The organism is Cerasicoccus arenae, assembly GCF_014651635.1.
GTDB lineage: Bacteria > Verrucomicrobiota > Verrucomicrobiia > Opitutales > Cerasicoccaceae > Cerasicoccus > Cerasicoccus arenae.
The window spans coordinates 205,476-229,956 of sequence record NZ_BMXG01000003.1; the positions used below are offsets into that span (position 1 = coordinate 205,476).

Annotated in this window: 17 protein-coding genes and 1 other RNA gene; 17 read left to right on the forward strand and 1 reads right to left on the reverse strand. The window is 52.4% G+C overall.

Annotation, left to right across the window (positions count from 1 at the left end; translation table 11 throughout):
* Positions 1 to 86 precede the first annotated feature (86 nt).
* The 17 genes from IE065_RS03775 (at position 87) to IE065_RS03860 (ending at position 22,232) form a co-directional block, all read left to right on the forward strand.
* Positions 87 to 692: an RsmD family RNA methyltransferase gene (locus IE065_RS03775; RefSeq protein ID WP_189511987.1), complete on the forward strand. Its 606-nt coding sequence runs from the start codon at positions 87 to 89 to the stop codon at positions 690 to 692.
* A 36-nt stretch (positions 693 to 728) separates the two neighbouring features.
* Positions 729 to 1,112, forward strand: an RNA gene (rnpB, locus tag IE065_RS03780) — RNase P RNA component class A.
* Positions 1,113 to 1,190: 78 nt separating this feature from the next.
* The gene (rpsT, locus tag IE065_RS03785; protein ID WP_189511989.1) at positions 1,191 to 1,448 is read left to right on the forward strand and encodes a 30S ribosomal protein S20; all 258 of its coding nucleotides are present in this window, start codon (positions 1,191 to 1,193) and stop codon (positions 1,446 to 1,448) included.
* A gap of 88 nt (positions 1,449 to 1,536) precedes the next feature.
* Positions 1,537 to 2,361 carry a pseudouridine synthase gene (locus IE065_RS03790; RefSeq protein ID WP_189511991.1) on the forward strand — a complete coding sequence of 275 codons (825 nt, stop codon included), beginning with the start codon at positions 1,537 to 1,539 and terminating at the stop codon, positions 2,359 to 2,361.
* A 569-nt stretch (positions 2,362 to 2,930) separates the two neighbouring features.
* Entirely contained in the window at positions 2,931 to 3,959 is a 1,029-nt protein-coding gene (locus tag IE065_RS03800) for a hypothetical protein (protein WP_189511995.1), read from the forward strand.
* 4 nt (positions 3,960 to 3,963) lie between these two features.
* The gene (locus IE065_RS03805) at positions 3,964 to 4,614 is read left to right on the forward strand and encodes a hypothetical protein (protein WP_189511997.1); all 651 of its coding nucleotides are present in this window, start codon (positions 3,964 to 3,966) and stop codon (positions 4,612 to 4,614) included.
* Positions 4,611 to 5,186 carry a hypothetical protein gene (locus IE065_RS03810; protein WP_189511999.1) on the forward strand — a complete coding sequence of 192 codons (576 nt, stop codon included), beginning with the start codon at positions 4,611 to 4,613 and terminating at the stop codon, positions 5,184 to 5,186. Before IE065_RS03805 ends, IE065_RS03810 begins: the two co-directional genes overlap by 4 nt.
* 2 nt (positions 5,187 to 5,188) lie before the next feature.
* Positions 5,189 to 5,701, forward strand: coding sequence for a hypothetical protein (locus IE065_RS03815; protein ID WP_189512001.1), 513 nt, complete (start codon positions 5,189 to 5,191; stop codon positions 5,699 to 5,701).
* Between the two features lie 49 nt (positions 5,702 to 5,750).
* Positions 5,751 to 7,802: a secretin N-terminal domain-containing protein gene (locus IE065_RS03820; protein ID WP_189512003.1), complete on the forward strand. Its 2,052-nt coding sequence runs from the start codon at positions 5,751 to 5,753 to the stop codon at positions 7,800 to 7,802.
* Between the two features lie 153 nt (positions 7,803 to 7,955).
* Positions 7,956 to 13,280, forward strand: a complete 5,325-nt coding sequence (locus IE065_RS03825) for an RCC1 domain-containing protein (RefSeq protein WP_189512005.1) — start codon at positions 7,956 to 7,958, stop codon at positions 13,278 to 13,280.
* Between the two features lie 12 nt (positions 13,281 to 13,292).
* Entirely contained in the window at positions 13,293 to 13,670 is a 378-nt protein-coding gene (locus IE065_RS03830; protein WP_189512007.1) for a hypothetical protein, read from the forward strand.
* Positions 13,671 to 13,755: 85 nt separating this feature from the next.
* Positions 13,756 to 14,877 (forward strand): efflux RND transporter periplasmic adaptor subunit, encoded by a 1,122-nt coding sequence (locus IE065_RS03835; protein ID WP_189512009.1) that lies wholly within the window; start codon positions 13,756 to 13,758, stop codon positions 14,875 to 14,877.
* Between the two features lie 5 nt (positions 14,878 to 14,882).
* Entirely contained in the window at positions 14,883 to 18,011 is a 3,129-nt protein-coding gene (locus IE065_RS03840; RefSeq protein WP_189512011.1) for an efflux RND transporter permease subunit, read from the forward strand.
* Positions 18,012 to 18,020: 9 nt separating this feature from the next.
* Positions 18,021 to 20,444, forward strand: a complete 2,424-nt coding sequence (locus tag IE065_RS03845; RefSeq protein ID WP_189512014.1) for a TolC family protein — start codon at positions 18,021 to 18,023, stop codon at positions 20,442 to 20,444.
* A gap of 48 nt (positions 20,445 to 20,492) precedes the next feature.
* On the forward strand, positions 20,493 to 21,173 hold the full coding sequence (locus tag IE065_RS03850; RefSeq protein WP_189512016.1) for an LON peptidase substrate-binding domain-containing protein: 681 nt from the start codon (positions 20,493 to 20,495) through the stop codon (positions 21,171 to 21,173).
* 102 nt (positions 21,174 to 21,275) lie between these two features.
* Positions 21,276 to 21,863, forward strand: a complete 588-nt coding sequence (locus IE065_RS03855) for a hypothetical protein (RefSeq protein ID WP_189512017.1) — start codon at positions 21,276 to 21,278, stop codon at positions 21,861 to 21,863.
* A gap of 12 nt (positions 21,864 to 21,875) precedes the next feature.
* Complete coding sequence (locus IE065_RS03860; protein WP_189512019.1) at positions 21,876 to 22,232, forward strand: pYEATS domain-containing protein; 357 nt, start codon at positions 21,876 to 21,878, stop codon at positions 22,230 to 22,232.
* A gap of 24 nt (positions 22,233 to 22,256) precedes the next feature.
* Here the strand turns inward: IE065_RS03860 and IE065_RS03865 are convergent.
* Positions 22,257 to 24,481 (reverse strand): PD-(D/E)XK nuclease family protein (locus tag IE065_RS03865; protein WP_189512021.1); only part of this gene is annotated, 2,225 nt, incomplete at its 5' end.

Below are 24,481 nucleotides of genomic sequence, written 5' to 3' on the forward strand. Positions count from 1 at the left end.
GGTTAAAGTTTAAAGTTTTAAAGGTTAAAGTAACGATGTAATGAAATTCGTTTAATCTTTAATCTGAAACTTTAAACAACTTTAGCATGCGTATAACGGGCGGACAGGCTCGCGGTATCCCGATCAAGGCACCGGCGAAGGGGAATGTGAGGCCGGCAACGGATTACCTGCGCGAAGCCGTGTTTTCCTCGCTGGGTCCGGAGCGGGTTCAGGGGGCCAAGGTGCTTGATTGCTTTGCAGGCACGGGTGCTTATGGGCTGGAGGCCCTGAGCCGAGGTGCGGCCAAAGCCTGTTTTATTGAACAGGATCGTGCCGCGCTTCAGTGCTGGGAGCAAAATCGCGCTGCCGTGGTTAAGGCGCTTCAAAGGGGGGGGGGGGATGAAGGACCTCGGTCGTTGGACGAGCTGGCCGAACATTGGCGTGGCGACTTCTTTCGGGCAATTAATCGGATTGGTCATTCGTTTGATTTGGTTTTTGCTGATCCACCTTACGCCCTTTGGGATGAGAAGGGTGGGGAAATTCTCCCTTTGCTGTTAGGCCGATTGGCTGAGGGCACCGAGGCGCGTCTGATTTGTGAAGCGCCAGGCGCGTGGTCGCCAGAGATCCCAGCGGGCTGGCAACTGATTCGTCGTTTGGCGAAGGGTCCGCAGCAGCCAAGTGCTCTGATTATTGGTCGCGAAAATGGAGATTGAAACTGGCTGTAGGTTCTGAGAGAGTCATCGCTTGGTTTTCGGGAGGCAGCTCTCGCAGCCGTTCTTTGAAACAGTTGAGGAAAGTCCGGACATTACAGGGCAGGATTCCTCGTGAAAGCGGGGGCAGGCGGCGTTTAAGCGCTGTTTGACGGATAGCGCCACAGAGAATATACCGCCTCTTTCGGGAGGTAAGGGTGAAAAGGTGGGGTAAGAGCCCACCGCGTCGAGGGTAACCAAGACGGCACGGCAAGCCCAATCCAATGCAAGACTATGTAGGGGACCGGGCGGCCCGTCCATTAAAGTCCCGGGTAAGTCGCATTTCGCTTCGGCGGGGCGAACTTCGGTTCGCAGATGAATGAGAGCACGTAGCTGGGTTTACCCGGCTGCGAACAGAATCCGGCTTACGCTTTCCGAAAACCTTCATTTTCATCATTGACAGGCCGCGCAAAACGCCTTTTTTTGAGCGGCTTTTCTTAATCCAAATTCCTTTCCAATTCCATGGCTAACACCAAACAAGCCCAAAAATACATCCGCCAAACCGTAACACGCACGGAGCGCAGCCGCGCTGTCCGCAGCCGTTTACGCACCTTGGCGAAGAAGCTGAACGCAGTAGCGGAACAGCCTGAAGAAGCTAAGAAAATCGCTATCGAGTATACCTCCGTTCTCGATAAGGCCTGTAAGCGTAACATCATCCACGCTAACACTGCCAATCGCCACAAGGCTGCCATCTCGAAGTATATCTTCACGGCTGCTTAGGGCTCGGCGCTTCATTTACCGACTCCCATTGCCTAGCGATGGGAGTTTTTTATTGTCCCTGTCGGAGCTTCCGGCGACTTCTATCACCATGCCAGACGCAATCACTATTGATTTTAAAACCGAACTGAAAATCGGCTTTCCGCCGCCTTTGTTGGGCGATGAGCCGGTACGCCTGTCGGCGGCAGTGGCGGGGGATGGTTTGTTGGCGTTGGCATTGCCCGGCGGTTTTCCGTCAGAGGCGCACCCGTTTTTCCCCAAGGCGCACACGGTGATTGCTGGCTTGCAAGCTCAACTGCGCGCCAAAAAGCCAGAGCTTGAGCGCTTGGGCATGGAGGTTGCGCTGTCGGTCAATTTTCTAGAGCCCGAATCGAGTGGTCTGCTGCTGGTTGCTTACACCCGCGCAGGCGTGGAGCGTTGGCGTAATGCTTTTGGGTCGTCGCAGATTGAGTTTACTTACGAGTTGATCGTGAAGGCTAATGCTGAATTGGCCGATGAGTTGGTCTGCGATTTGCCTGTGGCCCGCCACAAGGCGCGTCACAAATCGGAGTCGCGCATGCTTGTTTCACACAAAACTGGCAAAAAAAGCCACACGGTTTTCCGGCGCGGTGCGGTGTGTGGCGGATATGAGCGTTGGACGGCGACTACGGCCTTGCCTCGGTTGCATCAGATACGCCTGCACGCGATGGAGGTCGGCCTATGCATCCCTGGTGAAACGCTCTACGGCGAGATCCCGCCGCTAACCTGGTCTGTGCTCAAGGGGCCGGAAGCCCGAGGCGACAGGGGGGGCATTGTTGAACGCCCGCTGGTGCACCTCGCTCGGATCCGTATGGTGGAAGGCTTGACGGGCCTTGAGCCGCTGGAATGCCCTCCGGAAGGGCCATTAGCGCGCATATGGGCGGAGTTTACTGATTGATGCATTTGCGCGATCAGGCATTTTGTATTTAGTACGTAACTTTCGCCTTTACAAACCTCATTTGCAGCGCAAGATAGGCGGTTTTTCCAAATTCCAATCCAGCATACCTAGTACACACCATCCTTATATTTCATGGGAAACCTTAAGAAAAAGCGTCGTCTGAAGATGAACAAGCACAAGCGTCGTAAGCGCTCACACGCCAATCGTCACAAGAAGCGCACCTGGTAATTGTCAGGCGCTGGACGCGGGCGTCGTTAGACGCTTTGAGTATTGATCAGCCGACGGAGTCCCGTCGGCTTTTTCTGTTTGTATGGCTGGAGTTGAAGCCAAATGAGAGTACCTGTTGAGAATTGTCTGGGTTCACCAGTTGGTGAAACAAGTGTAAACCCTTCATACAGCGGGACAAAAACATTGTGTGCAGCTTTTTTTTCCTTGTGAATGAAATGGTCGGTGGGTAGTTCATTTTCTGCTAGCTGGCTATTATGCGGTCTAATCGTCACTCTGATCTCCCTTTGTTAAGCTGTGAGTTTACCCTATCTGGGGAAGCTCGCTGCGCCTGCTGTTAATCGATGTCTAAGACAAGTTCCAAAGCGCTAATTGTTGAACTCTCTGAGTTCTCCCTCCTCGTGGCTAGGGTCTCCAGTCTAGAGCATCCAATGGTGTTGGAGGGGCTGGAAGAGATCCCTCTATCTGATGGAGAAGCGAGCATACGCTCGACTATCCTCTCCATGGTAGGAAATCCAAAGATTCAATACGCCTATGCTGCATGCGGCATTTATCCGCCCACTCGCGTCATTCGGCGAGCAACACTGGAAAACCCAGCTAAAACAAAAGACCCGGCTTATTTGCCAGAGTTCCTGAAAAGCCAATTTAAAATCGACGTCGCCTCCTACGCCATGTCGGTGCTCAACGCTTCTGGTGGGGGCGAATTCGGCTCAGATAAGACTGCGGGCAAAGAGTTGGTCTTCAGTGGTGCCCCTCGCGCGGCGCTCCGGGCAGAGCAAGAACGACTGGTTTCCTACGGAATTTTCCCAACGCGCGTAGATATCGCCTCTGTGTCCACCGTTGGCGCAGTTCTGGATTATCAACAAATGAAGGGTGAAAAGTCGCCTACGTTGATTTTGGAAATGGGCTATGACGAGGCGCTGGTTCTGGTTTGCAACGGCAAATCGCTGGATGTTGCCCGCCCTGTCCCTTACGGTCTGCGGAGCATGTATCCCATTGTGCAGAAGGAGCTTGGCCTGAAGGATGAAGAATCCGCCCAAAAGCTTTTTGGTTCCAGCACCTTTGATTTCGCTGAAATGGGCCCAACGCTGCTGAAGAAGTTGCTCAAGGAGCTTCAAGCCTCGACTGGCTTCTATGAAGTGCAGACTGGCCAGACAATCGGTAATATTTTCCTTGGGCTTGTGCCTGACAACCTCGGATGGATTGCAACGACCTTGTCGAAGACATTGGGCGTGCACGTGCTTAAGCCAGATTATGAAGCTTGGCTGGAGCATCAGGGGATTAAAGTGGCGGACGGCGTTGACCTGGGCAATCTGGGGTCGCGTTGGTTCGGTCTATTCAGTTTAATGGGCAATTATAGCCAAAAATCCTAGGCACATGGCGGAAAAAAAACCTAAGGATGGTGCTTATGCACCCAATTGGCGCCCGGACTTCCGGGACAATGATGCCTTGCCCGATGTTAAGGCAGTTCGCACGAACTTTCTGGTTAACTTCGTTGCCCTCGCCCTCGCGATTTTGTCCGTTGGGTGGTTTGGCTATACTGAATTTCAGGGAATGACGATCCAGTCGCAGATCGAAGACCTGCAAGCCGGCATTAATTCTGAATCAGCGAAAAATCGCACAAACCTTAAGGACAGCTCAGCATTTGCCAAAGAAAGCCCCAAGGCGGAAGATTTGGTGGCTTTCTATAAGGGATATGAATATCCGCTGGACGTTCTAATGCAGCTATCTTCATCCCGCCCGGAAACAATTGCCCTGCAAAGCATCACCCTTGGCAAGGGCAGCCGAAATGCTGGCACTCAGAAACGACCAAATATTGTTTACAGCCCTCAATACACGCTTCGTGGAGTGCTCAAGGGAGACAATGTCGAAGCATTGCAAGAGCTGGATGAATATAAGATTATTTTGCAGGAGCTTGAGCTGTTTAGTGAGCGCTTAAAATCGATCGATGTATCGGTTCCCAAGCGAAATCAGACACTTGGCCTGTTTGAATTTACGATCGTCATCAACCTGAACGAGGCGGCATGAACACCCAACAGCTCATAGCAAAACTCAAACAATACCCGCTGGCAGTTGGCTGCACTTTGGTCCTTGTGGTTATGTTGGTGCTCGGTTTCTTACGCAGTGATCGCTTGCCGGAACTGAATACGCAGTATGACGCGTTGCAGCAAGAGGCAGAAAAGATTAACTCCAATAGCCAGAACGCCGTGGATTTGGCTGCCAACTTGGAAAAGCTGAATGCCTTGGTGAGCAATATTGAATCACGATTGATCGATACTGACGCCAATACCGACAATTATCGTTACTTCCTCGGGATGGCTGAGCGGGCAGGCGTCAACTTGGTTGATCCCTCCACGGGCACGCGCAAGGGAGACCCCAACATGAAGGTCTATCCGATCGTCGAATTTAATCTATCCATTAGTGGTTCATTTGAGAATGTGTTGAAGTTTCTCTATGAGTTACGGACTGGTCGGCATATTATGCGGGTCGAATCTTTATCGATTATCCCCAAGGATTCTCCCAGTATGAAATACAACGTTCAGGCTTCCATCATAGTTAATGGTATCGCCGAAAAGGTTGAGGAGCCTAAGAAGAAATAGCCATGAAAGCATTTGTTAGCATTCTCACTTTCTTCCTCCTGACTTCGATTGTAGCAGAGGCGGCAGCTGACCGTGTGGTCGCGCGAACGAAGCGTATTAATATGCTGAAAAATGCGCAGGAACAGATCGATATCTCCGACCCCGCGCTATTGGAAGAACTGCCTCAAGTTCGTTACCCATTTGAATTTGCGCCAGAAGCAGAAAAAGTTGTGGTCGTCCAGACCGAAACCGCCGCTCCTCCTCCCCCCAAGGAAATTACCAAAGATGAAGTCCTTGAACGAATCGCTCCCAGTCTTAATCCGTCTGGTATTATATTCAAAGAGGGCAAGGGAGTGTTGATTTTACCGAAGGGCCTCCTGCCAGACGGCAGCGCCATCAAAGTAAACTATGGCGGTAAGCCATATCTCATCAAGGTTACTGACGTTACCTCTGATTCATATACATTAAGGTTAGACGAAACCTCGCTCGTGCGCCAGTTTGATGCTGGCTCGGGACGTGGGGTCACCCGTGATTAACATCTCCCTCTCTTTCGCCACTGCCTGAACGTTAAACTCCTGATCGAAAATGAAGCACTTGAACCTCTCGCTCCTCGCCCTGTTGGCTATGATTGCCAGTATTGCATTGACGTCTGCGGGCATCGCTCAAACCAGCGACACCGCTGCAGATGACCCGACAGTCGAGCCCTACGACAAGGACGCCAGCGACCTGACAGGCACGGCGATTCCTTCTCCCAACACGAATCCGCCATACGCAGGCTCGACGCTCGAGGGGGAAACCCCGCCGTCGGAGACCTCTGCTCCTGCCACAAAGACGGGCCAGACTGCGCCAACGCCGCGCCCAAGTGGCGATGCGCCAAAGCCTTCGCCCACAACGGCCTATGCCCCGGATGATTCTGGCATGACCGTGCGCCCTGTCACCGTCACCGAGACGGTCATTGAACAAGTGGCTGACGGCTCCACTGCTAACGCAGAGACGGTAGAAATTCCTGCGATGGAAATAGACTTTAGCGGTGGCGGCACTGGCACGGTTGAGTTCCCGACTCAGAACGACGGCACGGAAGCTCTGATGGGTGCCGACGACACGATCTCAGTAGACTTCCCCGACGAAGAAGTGCGGACGATCATTCGCAATGTTGCGGACTTGTATGACCTCAATGTGGTCATCCCCGACACCCTTCAGGGTAGAACTTCAATTAAGTTACGCAACGTCACTTGGCGCCAAGTGTTCGAAGTGGTCCTTGAGCCATTGCAGTACACCTACATCGAAGACCGGAACATCATTAAGATTAAAAGCATGGAAGAGCTCATCACTGAGCAGACCGTCACACGGGTCTTCTTGATCAACTACGCGATCGCCGACACGCTCCAATCTTCACTGGCTCCTCTTATTGACTCCGCTAACGGGGGCCGCGTCCAAGTTGATAAGCGCACAAACGCCCTGCTGGTGACGGAACGTCCCTCACGGATGAATGACATTCAAGCGATTATTGAGCGCCTCGACCGACCAAATCCACAGGTGATGATCGAATCGAAGTTCATTGAAATCAATGACCAGGATCGTAGTGACAAAGGTGTTAATTGGGCGTCCTTGCAAGGCTACCAACTGACGGCTGGACCGTTCAATCGTGAGTATACGGCTGAATCCAGCCGCACTTCCGAAAACGGTAACACGTTCGACAACACACGTGAGCGTGGCACAAGCACAACGGCCAATTCGTCTTCTCAGTTTGACATCCCCGGCGGTTTCTCCTCCAGCACCTCGAACACCTTGCAGAATATTGCCAACAACGGCTTCAATTCAGCAGTCTTGGGTGACTTAAGCTGGCTCGATACGGTTACCCGCTCGGACACGGCGGTTTTCTCCGCTGACGCCTTCAACGTCATCTTGAGCTTCCTTGAAAGCAACACTGACGCAAAGCTGGTTAACAATCCGACTCTGGTCACCCTCGATGGTGAAGAAGCGAAGCTAGTGATCGGCGAGCAGTTTCCGATTCCAAGCTATACCTTCAACGACGAAACTGGTTCGTTCGAAGTGAGTGGTTTCGAATATAAGGATATCGGCACGATCCTTTCCGTTACGCCGAATGTGAATAGCGCTGGCTTTATCCGACTAAACGTCCGGCCTCAGCTGTCTCGCACGGACCGTGTAACGAGCTTCGGTGGTGCAGGTGGCGCAGAAATCCCAATCATTCAGACCACGGAAACCCAGAGTAACGTGATCCTCAAGGATGGTTTCACACTGGCGATCGGTGGTTTGATCGAAGACTTGACCACGGATTCCGACACGAGCGTTCCTTACCTCAGCGAAATTCCACTCTTGGGTGAGCTGTTCCAGTCGTCCACGAAAGTCACGACGCGTCGCAATCTGGTTATTTTCATCACCGCGAAGACACTTAATCCGGATGGCACAACCTACAAGGACATCATTGATCCCCGTGTGCTTTACCAGATGGGTATCCTCGAGAACGAAATCCCCGGCTACACACTGCCCGAGGATCAAGCGCAAGCCTACCAAGACATCATGGACTTGCAGACAAGGTTCTCCAACGACAAAGCCCAACTTGATCTGCTTGAAAAGGTAAACACCCTGAACGGCCCGAAGGACGAAGAAGAATAAGGGCCTATTCGGACAATCAAACGGCAGCATTATGCAAATAACAGTGATTAAGGTATGCGACCAATAGCCCCCCAGCATTACGCCTTTCTCACTGCTGCCCGTTTGTGTTACTTCTTTCACCTCGTGGGGCGAGTTCACAATTAGGACCATGTCATGAATTCTCCAAAACATACAGTTTTTAAGCTATCGCTATTTTCAACGCTGATAGGATCTTTTCTAATCGGTGTCGGCGGCTTGCATGCGGCGGGCACCTTATCGGCGGGCAATCAGTTTGGTGGATCAGTCGACGCCGACGGGATCTTACGGACGTGGGGGCTGAATGATCAAGGCCAACTGGGTCGTGGAGTGAATACGACTCCACTTCCTGCACCGGAAAAGATCGTTTCTGCTGCGGTGTTCTCTGGCGTTGAAGCTGGGCCAAACTTCATGTTTGGTATTACGACGGGCGAATCTGATAATCTCTTTTCTTGGGGCAATAACAGTTTCGGGCAGCTTGGCATCAATTCCACTGTTAATAATAATACTCCGCAATCGGTTAATTTTCCAGGAACTCCCAAGATTTCAGATGTCGCTGCCGGCACCGATCATGCCTTGGCTCTGGATGCGACGGGCCGACTGTATGCATGGGGAAATATCGCCAATGGCCAGCTGGGCCTTGGAGTGTTTCAAGATCCACAGCCAGAAAATGCTTCGGACACAATTGTTGAGACACCGTTGCAGGTTGGTAGCGCCAAATGGATCGACATCGCTGCGGGCGACCAGTTTAGCATTGCTGTTCGGGATGACAATACACTCTGGTTCTGGGGTGCGGGGGTACAGAGTCTTGGCTTTAGTGGAGATTACCTCTCACCAGTTCAGGTACCGGGAAGTTCATCTATTTCCTGGTCGAAGGTTGAAGCAGGCAATCAGCATGTTATCGCACTTACGCGCAAAGGCCACATTTACACTTGGGGTAACAACGATCTTGGTCAACTGGGTCTGGCAAATCAGACTCCCCGCACTTCGCCGACCAAAGTGGGAACTGCTTCAAACTGGGTTTCTATCTCGACCGGATCTTATCAATCTTACGCGATTAACAGTTTAGGCGAATTATACGGATGGGGCATGAACAGTAGTGAGCAGCTTGGTATTAATGTTATTTATACGCCTCCACAGCCCTACCCTACCAATTACTTCATCTTGTCGCCCTCACGTATTGGCGAGCCGGGCACATTTAGCGCTGTTGATGGTGGGCGTGATATACCAGCTTCGAGTGGCACTTTGCCGGATGGCACAGAATTGATAGGCTTTACCGTGATGGGAGGCACATATGGCTCAGAAGGTATCTTTGCTGTTGGAGGTAACGTGTCAGGACAGCTCGGGACCGGCTCAACGTCATTTTCAACATCTTATATCCCCCAACGTACGGCTGCGGATGGTCTATCGGTTAGTATTACGGCACCAGAAGTTGATGAAGCAATCTTTGGTGTTAATGCCACGATTACAGTGTCGATGACTGTGAGCAATAGCGGCTCAGTCCCGGTTACAGAGGATTACACGGTTGAACTGTATCTTTCGAATGATGATTCATTCAATGTGGATGACGAGCAACTGCTGGCCTCGCTTGCGCGAACCGATACGCTGCCACTAGATACTCCTGATGAGGTGTCATTCACGAACGTGGTAATCCCAGATGCAGAGCCTGGTGAGTATTATTTGATCAGTCGCGTTTCGTTCCTTGGTGAGGACGTCATCAATGCTTCGGAGACCACTACTGGTTTCACAGCGATTACCATTACCCGACCGGATTTAACTCTGAGCAATTTGAACTTCGCTGATGGCACCGCAATTAACTTTGGAGAAAATTTTACCAACGTAAGCTTGGAACTTACGAATAGCACGATTGGTATCGTCCCAGATGGGAAGGAGATCACGATTGATGCTTATTTGGTGTCGAATCTGGAATTCGATCCCACGGAGAACGCCATACCCAGTGGTGCCCCTCAACTTATTCCTGATGGACAGAGAATATATTCTGAGGGCTTAAACGCATTTAATGCGGGCTCGGGTGCCACTCCGCCAGTTTCAGTTTCGTTAGACTTTTCGGAGCTTAACACGCATATACCTGAGAACAGTCGGGAGTATTTCCTCATTGTCTTCGTGGTTAACAAGGGTGGAACGGTTGACGAAGAAAGTGGTGTTACCGAAAATAATTACATTTCTCAGCGGGTTCGGATAATATCTCCAGCCTCTGTTCCGCCCGCCATTGGATTTGGCAATATTGTCGGCGAGGCTGGGGCTTCCATTGGTCGAAGCGATGAATGGCGTTTTATTAGTGATACACTCGCCCTCAATGGCGATTCACTTCAGTCCCCCGTTTTGGCAGTTGAACAAACCCGCACAATGTCAATGGAGGTTTACGGCCCCACCTTTATTTCCGCTCCTTGGCTGATTAACGCCGGGCCTAATGGCAAGGTGGAATATACTCTCAAGGCCGCTAATACGAACGACATTCTCGAAGCTGTCACGCTAACTCCATACTCACAGGAATTGAATGGTTTTATGCCGAACTACCAGACGGTTGAGATCGTCATAGACGCTGATTCCGATCTTTATGAGCCAGGTGATTATCCTTATCCATGGACCATTACGTGGAAATACACTCAGGATGACATTGATCCGACAGGCTATGCACGGGTAGACCTAGAAGTACCGAATTTTGTCCCTGACGCGAATTCCTTTATCTTCCTTGGTGTTCCTGATGATTCGTCCCCCTTGGGCGATTCGAGCGTTGTTTCTACTGATGGGACCTTGGCTGCTGGTGATTCCGCAGTCATGAATCTGGTTTATAACTTCACTGACAGCGCTTTAGTCACATTCTGGTGGCGAACAAACGGAGTTGCTCTGCAAGATACTTTAACGTTCTCGGTTGACGGCGTGGTTCGTACGCTTCCGACCTCCGAATACAATGTGTCGGCAAGTAGCGCAGTCATTAGCGGCAATACTGGATGGCAGCAAGTGGCCTTTATTATCAGTCCTGGGCCTCATACGCTTCGGTGGACCTTTAATAAGCGCAGCACCTCTGTATTGGCCAATGCTTTCATTGATGGTCTGCAGGTCCTTCAGCCATTGCCGGACACGAATATATTTAATCGGACGAATCCAGACCCCGCGCTAGTTCCAACATTCATTGATGTACCAGGAGATTGGGTTGTCATTGATGATTCGACTGCGCCAAATGATGCAGCAGTTGAAGTTACCGCTCTGAATCCGATCGATTCTGCTTCATTCTCATACAATACTGTAGCAACAGGGCCGACGGTAATTTACGCCCCATGGCAAATCAGTTCTATTGGAATCGATAATACTCTCAGCTATACGTTAACGGATGGCGATGGTGACCCGATTTTCGCGCCCGATGGCACGACAGTCTTTACTGAAGAAATTTCGGGTAATACGAATGGCTACCTGCCAGTGAACATCGTCATCAATGCCGATTCACCTCTCTATGGGCCTCCAGCAGTTGATCCTGGTGATCCTGATTACACTTATCCATGGACGATTACTTGGACATATACTCAAAATAGTCTGGATGTAGACGCTTTTGCCCGTGTTGCACCGACTCCGTATAACTTTGATGCCATTCCAATCAGCAACGTTGATATGTCGATCGAGACAGTGGTGCTGACGACTGGCACTTACATTCTGGATGATGCTAATGGGACTGGTCGTTTGCCGATTTCGGTTTCCGTCATGAACCGAGGGGCAGATTTCAACGTCGGCGATCCAAATAGCACAGCGGATACATTCATCGATCCGACGAATCTGTCAGTGCACTTATCGGTCGATCAGATCTATGGAAATAGTGATGACGTGAATCTGGGGAATTTCTCACAGGCAAATATCCTCAATAATGGCAATCAGCTCATTTTTGAATCTGAGCTTAATTTGCCATTCACCACGCCAGCGGGCAATTACTATGTCCTCCTACGTTTTGACGCCTCTGCTGAACAGGGTGAGTTTACTCTCGCTAACAATTCTAACACGACAGGGCCAGGATTTATCATTGTACGTGCGCCTAACTTGGTAATCCGGAATCAGGCAGGATTCTCCAGTACGTATCCTTACCGTCCAGAGCAGACTAGCTATATCGAATATGATATTACAAACACAGGCCTAGGAACGATTACGCAAGGTGAGCCATTTAGTGTTCGTGTGGTGCTCTACGCAATCGATAAAAATAGTGAGGATTTAATATCCGATACCGTGGTAAAAGAATACGCGCCAATTTCACATTCATTATTTTTGCCTGAGGTAAGTGCTCAGTTTCCAGAGGGCGGCAAGTCGCATATTGTTCATCAGCTAGAATTACCTTCTGCGCGCGATATTCTTGTCGCCATTGGGGCAGTCGAAGCCGGCAGTGCAGAAGATTCGAACGAAGTCTATCAAAACCTCAGCAAGATGGCTGATTCTCATTACTTCTTTAATATCTTCGTGGATATTAACGATGATATTTTGGAATCAAGTGAATCAAATCAATTCTTAACGTCGCGGCGGTTTAACATCGTTCCGGCTTACTTCACTGGGCTGGATTCCGAAAGTCAGACATTCATTTTGAATTTTGAAAATTATGGCATCTACAGTGGGCAACGGGCATTTAGCACCTATACGGTCGAATCTAACCTTGCCGATTCTAGCTCAGCTTTGATTCCGGGCTTTCCTAATATTACTTCGTTGTTGGCATATGCATTAGGTTTAGATCCGACTCCCGGTACCACCACATCTGGCCAGACAGTTGCTTCGACGCCGCCTCTGTATCGCCCGGATTATGAAAATGGACTCTTTGACTTCAATATTCCTCCGTTGGGCCAGAATGACTATCTGACCATGACGTTCGATTTCAATGTTCGTGCTTCAGATATCATAATTGAAGTTCAGGCTGGGGACGATTTGCTGAGTCTCGCGCCGATTGTTACGCTGACTCCTCCATACACGGATATATATGGGCCTCAAAGCCTCACGGGCTTTAATGGGCTGCTCTACAATCCGCGTGTAGTGGCGCTTGAGGGCAATGTGTCTGACGTTCAAAGCGTGTATACGGCACGTATCACCGTTCGAGATGTAGCCCCGTATACCGGTGTAAATAGTCGATTCATGAGGTTAGTCGTTACTCCTATTGCAGATGAACCACTTGCTCCCACAAGTTTAGGAGTGGCATTGTCGAATGATGACTCCGGTGGTGTTGAACTCTTTTGGAACGGTGTGGCCTACGACGAGAGTGATCCAACTATCAACGGGGCTTTTCAAATTGAACGGAGCAATCGAGAATTCAGTGGATTTGATTTGATTGGCACGGTGCTGTTTACTGGTATCTCCGGGCAGGCTACATTCCTTGACAGCTCAGTCGAATCGGAGAGAGTTTATAGTTATAGGGTGCGAGCTGTATCAGCAGGAGGGGTGTCTGATTACTCCAATACGGCGACGATTACCGTACCCTAAGTCTATACTTGTATGATAAACTCCTTTCTCGATATGCGGGCCAAGCGCGGCCCTATTGGCTTCTTCATTGCCTTCATCGTCATCTCAGTTCTCTGGGTACTGGCGGTGGAGGGTATTGATATGGCTCTTCATGAAAATCACCACTTATCGGGGCTGATTATTTTCATGGGAATCATTATTTCCATTTTTGGGGTCAGCTTTTTGCTGACCCAAGCAATTCGCCGCCTCAACGACATGCGCTGGGGTGGCATGTATGTAATGTTGATCGCAATCCCGGGCTTAGCGATTACGCTGTTTGCCATGGGGCAAGTTTCTACTGTTATGTGGGTCTTGGCTGGGATCGGTGCGTTGGTTCTTGCACCGTTATGCCTTGTTCCCGGCAAACAGTGATTATACCGTCCGCTCAGAAAACGAGTGTTGCAGTGCCTCTTAGGTATGCGTAGTTACAGTTGAATTATCTACTGTTACTATGCATATGCGTGAAATTGCTTTCCTCACCTTAGGGGCTTTGCTGCTAGCTGGCTGTCCCAAGCGTAATGAGTTCGCCGAGCCCCCCCCCCCATCCGTTACGGTTGCGACTGTTGCAGCACAAGCGGTTACCGTCTTTGAAAGCATGCCTGGGCAAACGGCTGCAGTGCAAGAAGTGGAGATTGTGGCGCGCGTTCAGGGGTTCCTGTTAAGCAAGGATTTTGAGGCCGGCGAGCAGGTTAAGAAGGACGAGCTACTCTTCACCATCGATCCAGCGGAATATCAGGCGAATCTTGAGTCTGCTAAGGGGAAGCTCTCTAGCGCGTCAGCTCAACGCGACTTGGCGGACACCACTTTTAAGCGCAATAAGGAGCTATTCGCCACTCAGGCCATTTCTGAATTGGAAATGCTTCAATCAGAGGCCGATCTGGATTTGGCCAAAGGCGAAATGGAGCAAGCTAAGGCTTCCGTTCAACGCGCTGAGTTAGATATCAGTTATACCAAGATTAAATCGCCGATTGACGGTCAAGTTTCCCGCGAATTCATCACACCAGGCAATCTCGTTGGCCCTGGTGTCAGCGATTCATTGGCTCGGGTGGTCAGCCTTGATCCCATGTATTTCTATTTCAACTTGGATGAGCGCACGTTTTTGAAATACCAACAATTGGACCGCGCACTAAAGTCCAAGCAGAAGGATGCCCGACTGAAGGTGTCACTGCAACTTGCCGACGCCACGATTTACAACGGAGAAGGTGAGATCGATTATGCGGACAATCAGATCGACCCGCAAACAGGCACCATCGAAATTCGCGCGATTTTCCCCAATCCCAATCGGCTACTATATCCGGGTCTATTCGGCAATGTGCGCTTCGCCAATGTGGTTAAGGACGCGATTGTCGTACCGGAAACTGTTATCCAGAAGGACCTCGCCGGTGATTTTGTTTTAGTCGTCAATGGCGAGAATATTGTGGAAACACGTTATGTCAAAAAAGGCGCTCGCGTCGCGGAGGGCGTCATTCTGAACGAGGGCTTGGAGGCCGGGGCTCAATTAATTGTCAATGGCATCCAGCGCGCCCGTCCCGGCGCACCGGTGAAGATTGATTCACAGCCCGTTCCCCCAGCGGAGTAAGCCCAATGTTGAGCCATTTCTTCATTCGTCGGCCGATTTTCGCTGCGGTCATTTCTATCGTGATCATGCTGCTAGGCGGCTTTGCGATGCTTTCGTTGCCGATTGAGCGCTATCCGGAAATCGCTCCGCCACAGGTCACGGTGTCTGCAATTTATCCTGGTGCTAATGCTCAGACTGTTGCCGAGACCGTTGCTTCACCGATCGAACAAGAGGTAAACGGTGTCGAAAATATGCTCTATATGTCGAGCGTATCTGCCAACGACGGCACGATGAGCCTGACGGTGACCTTTGCCACTGGCGTTGATCAAGACATGTCCAACGTGCTCACGCAGAATCGTGTTTCCAAAGCACAGTCCCAGCTCCCGCAAGAAGTGCAGCGCCTAGGTGTCACGGTGAAAAAGAAATCTGCGGTGGCCAATATGTATGTCGCGCTGACCTCGCCCGATGGCACTTACGACGACATTTTCCTCTCCAATTACCTTGAGCTGCGCATCAAGGACGAAGTCGCCCGCGTCAATGGGGTGGGGGAGGTGCAGACTTTCGGTGTCGGCAAATACGCCATGCGTATCTGGCTCGATCCACAGAAGTTGACCGCGCGCGAAGTCTCGGTGAGTGAGATTGTTTCCGCCGTACAGCAGCAGAATGTTCAGGTTGCAGCAGGGGCCATCGGTGAGCCACCCGCGCCGGCTGGTCAGCCGTTTCAGCTTACAGTGAATGTAGAGGGCCGTTTGGTCGATCCGGAGCAGTTTGCTGACATCATTATTCGATCTACCAGCGATGGTGGTGCGCTGCGTATTCGTGACGTTGCCCGGGTGGAGATCGGTTCGGAATCCTATCGTTTGGCTTCCAGTTTCAATGGCAAGGACTGCGCGGCATTTGCGATTTATCAGATACCAGGCGCTAATGCGATTCAGGTGGTTGACGGGGTGAAAGGCAGGCTCGCCGAATTGTCAAAGAATTTCCCTCAAGGCGTCTCCTATGACATTGTTTATGATGACACGGTTGCCATCGAGGCTTCGATCGCCGAGGTGGTGGAGACTCTTTTCATCACCCTCCTGCTGGTGGTCTTCACTGTTTACGTATTTCTCCAAAATTTCCGGGCAACGCTGATTCCCTCACTCACGATCCCGGTTTCGCTGATCGGCACTTTTGCGGTTATGTCGGTGATGGGCTTCTCCATCAATACACTGACCTTGTTTGGCTTGGTCTTGGTTATCGGCATTGTGGTCGACGACGCCATTGTAGTCGTCGAAAATTGCACGCTTAATATTGAGGAGCATGGCATGGACCCTAAAGCGGCGGCCATGAAAACGATGACCGAGGTGACCGGGCCCGTTATCGCGACGACGCTCGTGCTGCTGGCGGTGTTTATCCCGACTGCGTTCATGAGCGGCATCAGTGGCATCCTCTTTAAGCAATTTGCGCTAACCATCGCCATCGCGACGGTGTTTAGTTCGATCAACGCACTTACGCTCAGCCCGGCCCTGTGTGGTGTGTTGCTCAAGAAAAGCTCCGGCAAGACGCCGTGGTTTTTCCGTATGTTCAATAAGGGCATGGACTCCACGACAAGAGGTTACCATGGCGTGGTTAAACTTGCGCTGCGTAAGTCCGCGATCGGCGTCGTCTTGTTCGCTGGGCTGATCGTGCTTTCCGGCCTTGGTTTCGTCAACCTACCCGGTGGTTTTGTGCCACAGGAAGACGAAGGTTACTGCATCACCAGTGTCCAACTCCCTGAGGCTGCAGCGCTTGACCGCACCCGCGCCGTCATGGATCAGGTGGACGACGTGATCAAGGAAGTTCCTGGCGTAGCGCGCTACCTCACGATTTCTGGTTTCTCGCTGATTGATGGCGCAGTGGCGTCCAACACCGGCTTTGCGGTTGTGGTCTTCAAGGACTGGTCCGTGCGGCCACCCGAGGAGCACCAGTCGGCAATTATCACTGGGCTGAACCGCCGTCTCAGCCAACTGCAGGATTGCTTGGCTTTCAGCTTTCCGACGCCCTCACTTCCAGGTTTGGGCTTGAGCGGTGGCTTCACCTTTATGCTAGAAGACCGTGAGGGCGTAGGCCTCCAAACCCTCCAGAATGTGGCCGATCAGGTAATCAGTGGTGGTAATGCGCAAACGGCGCTGTCTGGGATGTACACGCCTTTCCGCGCCAATGTTCCGCAACTATTTGTGGATGTAAATCGCGAGCAGGTGATGAACCGCGGTATGACGCTTGGCAGCATTTGGGAAGCGTTGCAGACATATCTCGGATCTAATTATATCAATGACTACACCAATTTTGGCCGTGTCTTCAAAGTCTATGCTCAGGCCGAGAGCGATTACCGTGCGCAGCCATCCGACATTGGCAAACTGGAAATCAAGACACCGCAGGGGGAGATGGCACCCTTGGCCAATTTCATTGATGTTGAAGAAACGCTTGGTCCACAGACCATCACCCGGTTCAATATGTATCCTTCGGTGAAAATCATGGGCAGCCCATCTCCTGGTTTCAGCTCGGGTGCCGCGATGGATGTGATCGAGAGCATGGCGGAAAAAAACCTACCGTCGGCCTTTGGCTATGATTGGACGGATTTGTCTTATCAGGAAAAAATGGCGCAGGGCGGTGTTATTGTTATTTTTGGCCTAGCAATTGCCCTCGTTTACTTGGTGCTCGCTGCTCAGTATGAAAGCTGGACGCTACCTATTTCAGTCTGTCTATCAGTGCCCACGGCGCTGCTTGGCGCGGTCGCGGCGCTCATGGTTCGTGGCTACGATAACAATGTTTACACGAAGATCGGTATCGTTCTGCTTATTGGCCTGTCCACCAAGAGCGCGATTTTGATCGTTGAATTCGCCAAGGCCCAGCGTGACACGGGGATGCCGATTTTCGACGCTGCACTTTCGGCTGCTCGACTGCGTTTCCGTGCGGTGTTGATGACGGCCTTTTCGTTCATACTCGGTGTTATCCCGTTGCTCATTGCAACGGGTGCAGGCTCAGAAAGCCGTAAGGCCATTGGCACTGCGGTATTTGGCGGCATGGTCGTTGCTACGGTGGTCAGCGTGATTGTCGTCCCAATGCTTTATTATGTGGTCCAGGCCTGCTCCGAGAAGTTCGGAAAAAAGCCCGCACCCGTTCAAGAATCAACCTGATTTAGACTAATGTCCTACCTGAAATTGATTCGCATTTTAGTGAGCGTTCTTGGCCTTAGCCTGATTGCCAGTCTCACCTGTTTCGGTCAAAGCACCGATGATGTGGAAGCGCCCAAGCCGCTTCTCACCATTGCTATCGTACGGGACGGACCATCCTATATTCTCGACGCCATGATCGAGAGCGTGAAGCAGGAAACTACTGCCTTGCTTCGCACCAAGCACACCGTGGTCTACCGTGAGGATGCGAGCTTCAATGCTAACTGGTCTCCGGCCGGTGCTCGGTCTGCACTCAAGAGCGCACTTGATGACTCGGCCATCGACATGGTCCTCCTTCAGGGCTACTTCAGCCTCGACGAGGCTGCCAACGGCGGATTGACGCTCAACAAGCCTTGCATCGGTGCATACGTGCAAGACCCGCGTATCGTGGCACCTTTCATTAAGAATGGCCGTTCGACGATCAACAATCTCTCCGTCACGGTGTCCGATATTTCGCTGGAGAAAGACCTCAAGGAATTCTATGACTTGGTCAAATTCAAGAAGGTTCTTTATGCCGTAACTGATGCCTATCTGCAGGATCTCAAGGAGGATGGGGCGATTCAGACCCTGCTCAATAAGATGGATGCCGATTTGGGCATTGAGCACGGGTTCATTCCGCTGACTACGACTGCGCAAGATTCCTTGCAAAAAACTCCGAATACCGCCGAAGCCATTTTCTTTTTCCCTCCCCTAGAATTCCCTGATCAGGGCCAGCTGGACGACTACATCACCGGCGTCAACGCACGCGCGATTCCCACCTACGCAATGACTGGAGAGGCTGGCGTCGCTCAGGGTTTTCTCTTTGGTATGATGCCCGACCTGCGCGTCCAACTCGCCCGCCGTGCTGCGCTTAACATCAAGGATATTCTCGACGGCAAGGCTGCGACACAGATTGACGCTTTGTTCCGCGTGGAGCGTAAACTCTACGTCAACGTAGTCACCGCGTCGGAAATTGGCTTTGATTTGCCGACCGACATGCTTTTCGACGCCATGCTGATCGGCGGCGAAGCGCCAGACGTGACCGCCGCTCCGCTGGCCCTCGTCAATGCAGTGAAGCTGGCAACGGATGCCAATTACCGCCTTCGCGCCACACGCCAGGACACCGAGGCCGTTTACGAGTCGCAACGTCAGGCATTTTCTGGCATGCTGCCACAGGTTAGCGCCCTCTATCAATACACGCGCAACAACGATGCCAAGGCCCGTGCCTCTCTGGGCTCGATTCCGCGCCAGTCCAACAGCATCGGTGTTGGTGTGACGCAAATGATTTACGATGACAACACCGTGACTGGCTACCTCATTGCCGAGCAGGACTACGAAGCCGCTGCCTTTCAGGAGCAAAGTCTGGAGTCGGACACTGTCCAGCTTTCCGCCGTTGCCTATTTACGCTACCTTGCCGCCAAGTCCATTCTGGCCATTGCCAAGGAAAACCTCGACGTCACCCGGACGAATCTTGGCCTCGCCCGCGTCCGTCTGGATGTCGGCACAGCTGGCCCAGAACAGGTTTACCGCTTTGAAGCTCAGGAAGCTTCTGATCGTGCGGGGGTATCTCTGGCCGAAAGCCAGGTTTCGACCTCCCTCACCGCGCTCAACCGTGTGCTGGGGCAGGAGGATCTGGAGCAGACGTGGAATGCCGAGGAAATCGGTTTAAGCTCGGATGCCTTCGATGTTACGTCACGCCGTGTCATTGAGCTGCTCACCAGTGAGGCTCGTGCCCAGCGCTTCCGGCTTTTCTCTCTCCAGCATGCCATGGCGCACGCGCCCGAGCTGGAGGTTGCGGATCGCACTCTTGCGGCGCAGGAGCTTAATTACGGCTTGGCTGGCCGCAGCTTCGTGGTCCCGTCAGTTGGAGCGAGTTTTAATTACCTGAACACCTTCCAATCCGATACCTTTGAGTCCGCCGCCGCCGCTGGCGCGGGAGGTAATACGCCTGAGGACGAGTGGACCTTTACCTTGCAGGCCAGTTTGCCCATCTTCGAGGGAGGCAACCGCGTATTCAACTTGCTCAAGCAGCGCGCGCTCGTCCGTAGCCAGGAGTTGAATCGCTCGTTGACTCGTCAGATCGTTGAGCAGCGCGTGCTCGATTCGCTTTATGCGCTCAGTGCATCATACAGCGACATCCGCTTCAGCCGCATTGCCGCTGACCGTGCTCAGAAGAATTTGGACATCGTTACGGAGAAATACCGAGTTGGCCGCGTAAGCATTGTCGACCTGTTGGACGCGCAAAACGAGGCCTTCGTGCAGAAACAAAATGAGGTGCTCGCGACATACGGTTTCCTCGAAGACTTGGTCGACTATATGCGTGCGATCAACTGGTATGAATTCCTCGCCACTCCGAGCGAGCAAGATGCTTGGCTCCATTCGGTGAAGCGCTTTGTCGACCCACCCAAGGCGAAATAGTTACGCTCTGCATTTGCGGAAACTCTTCCTATACGGCAAAGTAATCCTGTGCCCGCCGAAATTACCATTCCCCGGAGGCTGCCAGTCATGACACTGGCCAATACCGTGTTTTTCCCGCACGCGATGCTGCCACTTCACATCTTTGAGCCGCGCTATCGGCAGATGCTCGAAGACGTGCTTGCCGGGGATCGCCTTTTCGTGGTTGCACGGGAAGACGAAGCCCGAGGCGAGGCCACTGGTGAGTTTGAGCCACCCTGCCAAGTCGCTTCCGTGGGCGTGGTTCGTGCCTGTCAACGAGAGGCCAGCGGTTCCTCACACCTCATTTTACAGGGCCTTGCGCGGGTGCGCTTCACTGGAATCGTGCACGAGGATCCTTATCGCTTGGGCGAGTTTGAGCCGCTCGACAGCGCTGGGGCCGATGCGGTTTCCCTGGCTGAGATGCGTCACCAACTCGCCCGCACAGTGCGCCGTCGTCAGCAGCTTGGTGCCGCCGAGCCGGAGGAGGTTTTCGATTTTCTCGATGCACTTACCGACCCCGAAACCTACCTCGACCTCACCAGCTTTACTCTCTGCGAAGACAACGACATCAAACAACAGCTCCTCGAAACCCTCAATACTCAGCAACGCTTCCGCCGCCTCGTCGACTACCTTGAGCGCGACAACGAAAAGCTGTCCTTGGAACACCAACTTCGTGGAAAACTCGACGAAGACGACATCGACCGCAATTGAGCAGTGCTCCAACGACCGGGTTCAGAGAGCCTGAAGTTTTCACTCGACTTTTTGGCTGGTTTGTTTAGCAATGATTTTTGCTATTATTAATCAATCTAATCGATGAATGAGCAACAGTTTAACGCATTCCTAATCCGATCTAAGGATTTGCTTAGGCGCATCGAAACCTACCGTTTAGCTTATGGAGAGCGGAGTGAAGTGCAGAATAAGAATGCCGTTAAATTGAAAGTGGTTACATTGATCGCTGGTATTATAACTGCCGTAAGCTCTATTGGCACGCTGACGGTAGAACTTTCGACATTGCTGACTGGCGTCTCTGGTGGAATCACCGGGATTTTGGCTATGGCAGATAATCTTTTTCGGTGGGAAGAAAGTTCGAACGATAATTGGCGACGATCCAAGAAACTGGAGGATCTTCAATATGAGCTTTATCAATACTGTTTGGAGGCAAGTTTGGGATCCACTGTAGAGCAGGGGAGTCTTCTCATCTCACGAGTTAATGAGCGTTTCTCTCAAGAGACTACATTGATGATCGATAACCGAGCACTCTATGAGTCGCGAGCGGAAACATTCATCGAGAATCATGGAATTAACAGTGTGTGTTATCAGCCGGATCAGGTAGATGCTTCTTTTGACGATGAAAGAATATCGGAGGAAGCAACTGGAATTACGGAGGTGGTTCGAGGGTAACTACGTTTAATTATGAAATTCCAAGCTAAGCATTCCATTATTCGTAGCGTCGATGGCCGGATCAAATACAAGGTATTTAATCTAGGGGGACGTGAGCATTATAACATTGGTATTTGGATTGATGGTTCTAACCGTGACCTCGACCAAGTTGTTAGGGTTGATTATATCCTTCATGCTAGCTTTTCAAATCGTGTTCGAACATCGCGAAATCGTCTTAATAATTTTTCCGTCACGTTTTGGACTTGGGGTATGTTCGATATCCCGATTAAAATCCATTTACAGAATGGCAAGGTTGAAGAAGTTAACTATTATTTGGAGTATAAATTACCGCCGGATGATGGAAGTACGTATTTAGAGTTGAGCGAGTAAATAACAGATGCCTGTGAATGATAACTAAGGCGTTACTTGATCCTCGCCAGCGGCATGCGTCAATTGCCACTTGGACTCGAGGATGGCGGGCTTGATTGATAGGTGCGCAAGGGGGTATTCGCCGACGAAACTGTAGTCGGAACGTTGTGGCCCACGGATGCCCAGCTTGCCTGTGGTGGCCATATTGCGGATGCGTGTCCATGGCTCGTCCAGCGAGAGCATTTGCTCCAGCGAAACTTGAGCGTTGATCTCCTCCCCGGGGCGAAGCAACGAGGTCTGCACGCGTTCGGCCCCCAACGAATGCAGCGCCAAGGCATAGAGTGCGAGCTGGACACCCTCTCCCTTAATCAGTTGCTTGGCGCTCAGTGGCTTGTCGCCGCCAGTTTTGAAATCGATGATCCACGCCGCCGCATAGTCGGGCCAAACGCTTTTTGCACGGCCGCTTAGCTTCTCGGGCGGTGTGTCGCTGAGGAGGGCGTCAATGCGCCCGCTGAAGATTAGGCCGTCCAGTGGGTTGCCTGGCAAATGGAGGGGTTGTTTGGGCAGGGACCACTCTCCCCGTATGGCGGGCCAATTGAGCTGGGTGAGGGCGTCGGCCAACTGATGCGCCCAGCGCCGGGCCAAGGCCCAGTCAATGCGCCACCAGTCCGGTAGTCCCCGGTTAGCTTGCGCAAATGCATCGGCCACGCGTTGACGGACTTGCTTGGCCTGACGCTCGACTTGCAACGTCCATTCTTCGTGATTCGGGCAGAGAAGAAAGTCCTCCCCCCCTCCCGTTAACTGTACCCAGCTGTGTGCCCAATTTCCGGTAGCCTGCGCCCGCGGTTGCTGCTCTTGCAATTCCTTTTCCGGTTGAACGCGAAGGACATGGCGCTGCCAAGCATGAGCGGGCATGCGCAGGGCGTCTTCCCAAGCTCGGCACGAGAGCGTGAGTGGTTCGGCGGGCGGCTCCGCAAAGCAAAAGCTATATTGATCAAACGGTGTTCGCGGATCACGTCGTCGGCTCCAGGCTAGTGTTAGCTCTGGGAAGGTGTCGTGCCGGACGGGCTCAGGGGCGAACATTTCGGCTGACATCTCGGCGGCTTCGCGAAGGTCATCATCTCCCGGTAGTCGTCCAAATTGTGCATGAATCAGACGGTTGAGCCAGTCGGCGAGGTCTTGTTCACGTCCCGGATCGGCGGGGTTTTCGCGATGGGCGGTAAAGAGCGCATCATTCTGGACATGGCTGAGGAGGCTGGCGCAGGCCTCTGAAAAACGCCGTCGCTCGTCGAGGCTGTTGGCTAGCCAGCTTTTGCCTGCGCGCAGGCATTTTTGGCCGAGGCCTACCGGACTATCCATACTGGCGCGCAAGTTGAGCCGCGCACTATGCCGAGTGTCGAGTAATAGACTGTCGTTCTGCTCGGCGGGCCAATCTCCTCGATTGAGTCCGGCGAAGATCAGGTATTGCCAAGATTGCGGGGAAGCACGCTCAACCGTGGTGAGTACGACGGGGGCAAAGGCTTCGCGACCCAGATCTGCCCGAGTGCGCCCAGGAATGCGGCAGACTTCGGCCAGCCAGCGGAGATAATGTCCGCGTTGGATTTGCCGGGTCAGGCTCTCGGCGAGGGCTGAGGCGCGTTGTTCCCAAGCGTCAAGTCGTTCGGGCCAACGCATTTTTTTGAGCACTGGAAGGCAGAGTGTTGTGTATTCGGCGAAGGTCCCTCGCTCAGGCAGTAAAGGCCATTCATCGAGGATGCGTCCGGCTTGCACGCCCCGTCGCTGGCGGCTGAGGAGTGGTCGCAGAACGTCCAGCCCAGTCGTCATGGCTTCATTGAAGGCGTATTCCAACGCTCGCCGCACGGCGTCCTCGTTCTCTGAGGAGAGGTGTCCCGCGCGGCGCAGTGCGCGGAAAAACGCCCGGGCGCTATCGGCGTCGGCCCGTTCTTGATAGAGTCGCCAGGCTTCGACGAGGTTTTGCGAGGTGCGTCGGGCTGGCTGATGCCCGATCTCGTCCTGATGCGCGAGTCCGCAATCGACCAGTCGCCGGGAGACCTCGCGGGCAAGGGGCAATCCGTCCCGCGCAAAGATCACACCAATGCGTTCGCCAATGCCCAGCTCGGCCCGCCAACGGTGGATTTCGCTTTCGATGACACACGCCTCGGTGGTGATGTCTGGTGTAATGACGGCCTTTAATTGGGGATTCGTCGGGGAAAGTTTTTCGTGGAACTCGGCTGCTTGAGCTAGATCAGCGAGCGGGCGAGGGGGGGGGG

Excerpts from the sequence above, each read along its gene's own strand:
- IE065_RS03860 (WP_189512019.1), top strand. The coding sequence starts at position 21,876 with ATGAAATTCCAAGCTAAGCATTCCATTATTCGTAGCGTCGATGGCCGG.
- IE065_RS03810 (WP_189511999.1), top strand. The coding sequence starts at position 4,611 with ATGAACACCCAACAGCTCATAGCAAAACTCAAACAATACCCGCTGGCA.
- IE065_RS03830 (WP_189512007.1), top strand. The coding sequence starts at position 13,293 with ATGATAAACTCCTTTCTCGATATGCGGGCCAAGCGCGGCCCTATTGGC.
- IE065_RS03845 (WP_189512014.1), top strand. The coding sequence starts at position 18,021 with ATGTCCTACCTGAAATTGATTCGCATTTTAGTGAGCGTTCTTGGCCTT.
- IE065_RS03790 (WP_189511991.1), top strand. The coding sequence starts at position 1,537 with ATGCCAGACGCAATCACTATTGATTTTAAAACCGAACTGAAAATCGGC.
- IE065_RS03855 (WP_189512017.1), top strand. The coding sequence starts at position 21,276 with ATGAATGAGCAACAGTTTAACGCATTCCTAATCCGATCTAAGGATTTG.
- IE065_RS03805 (WP_189511997.1), top strand. The coding sequence starts at position 3,964 with ATGGCGGAAAAAAAACCTAAGGATGGTGCTTATGCACCCAATTGGCGC.
- IE065_RS03775 (WP_189511987.1), top strand. The coding sequence starts at position 87 with ATGCGTATAACGGGCGGACAGGCTCGCGGTATCCCGATCAAGGCACCG.
- rpsT (WP_189511989.1), top strand. The coding sequence starts at position 1,191 with ATGGCTAACACCAAACAAGCCCAAAAATACATCCGCCAAACCGTAACA.
- IE065_RS03815 (WP_189512001.1), top strand. The coding sequence starts at position 5,189 with ATGAAAGCATTTGTTAGCATTCTCACTTTCTTCCTCCTGACTTCGATT.
- IE065_RS03835 (WP_189512009.1), top strand. The coding sequence starts at position 13,756 with ATGCGTGAAATTGCTTTCCTCACCTTAGGGGCTTTGCTGCTAGCTGGC.
- IE065_RS03825 (WP_189512005.1), top strand. The coding sequence starts at position 7,956 with ATGAATTCTCCAAAACATACAGTTTTTAAGCTATCGCTATTTTCAACG.
- IE065_RS03800 (WP_189511995.1), top strand. The coding sequence starts at position 2,931 with ATGTCTAAGACAAGTTCCAAAGCGCTAATTGTTGAACTCTCTGAGTTC.
- IE065_RS03820 (WP_189512003.1), top strand. The coding sequence starts at position 5,751 with ATGAAGCACTTGAACCTCTCGCTCCTCGCCCTGTTGGCTATGATTGCC.
- IE065_RS03840 (WP_189512011.1), top strand. The coding sequence starts at position 14,883 with ATGTTGAGCCATTTCTTCATTCGTCGGCCGATTTTCGCTGCGGTCATT.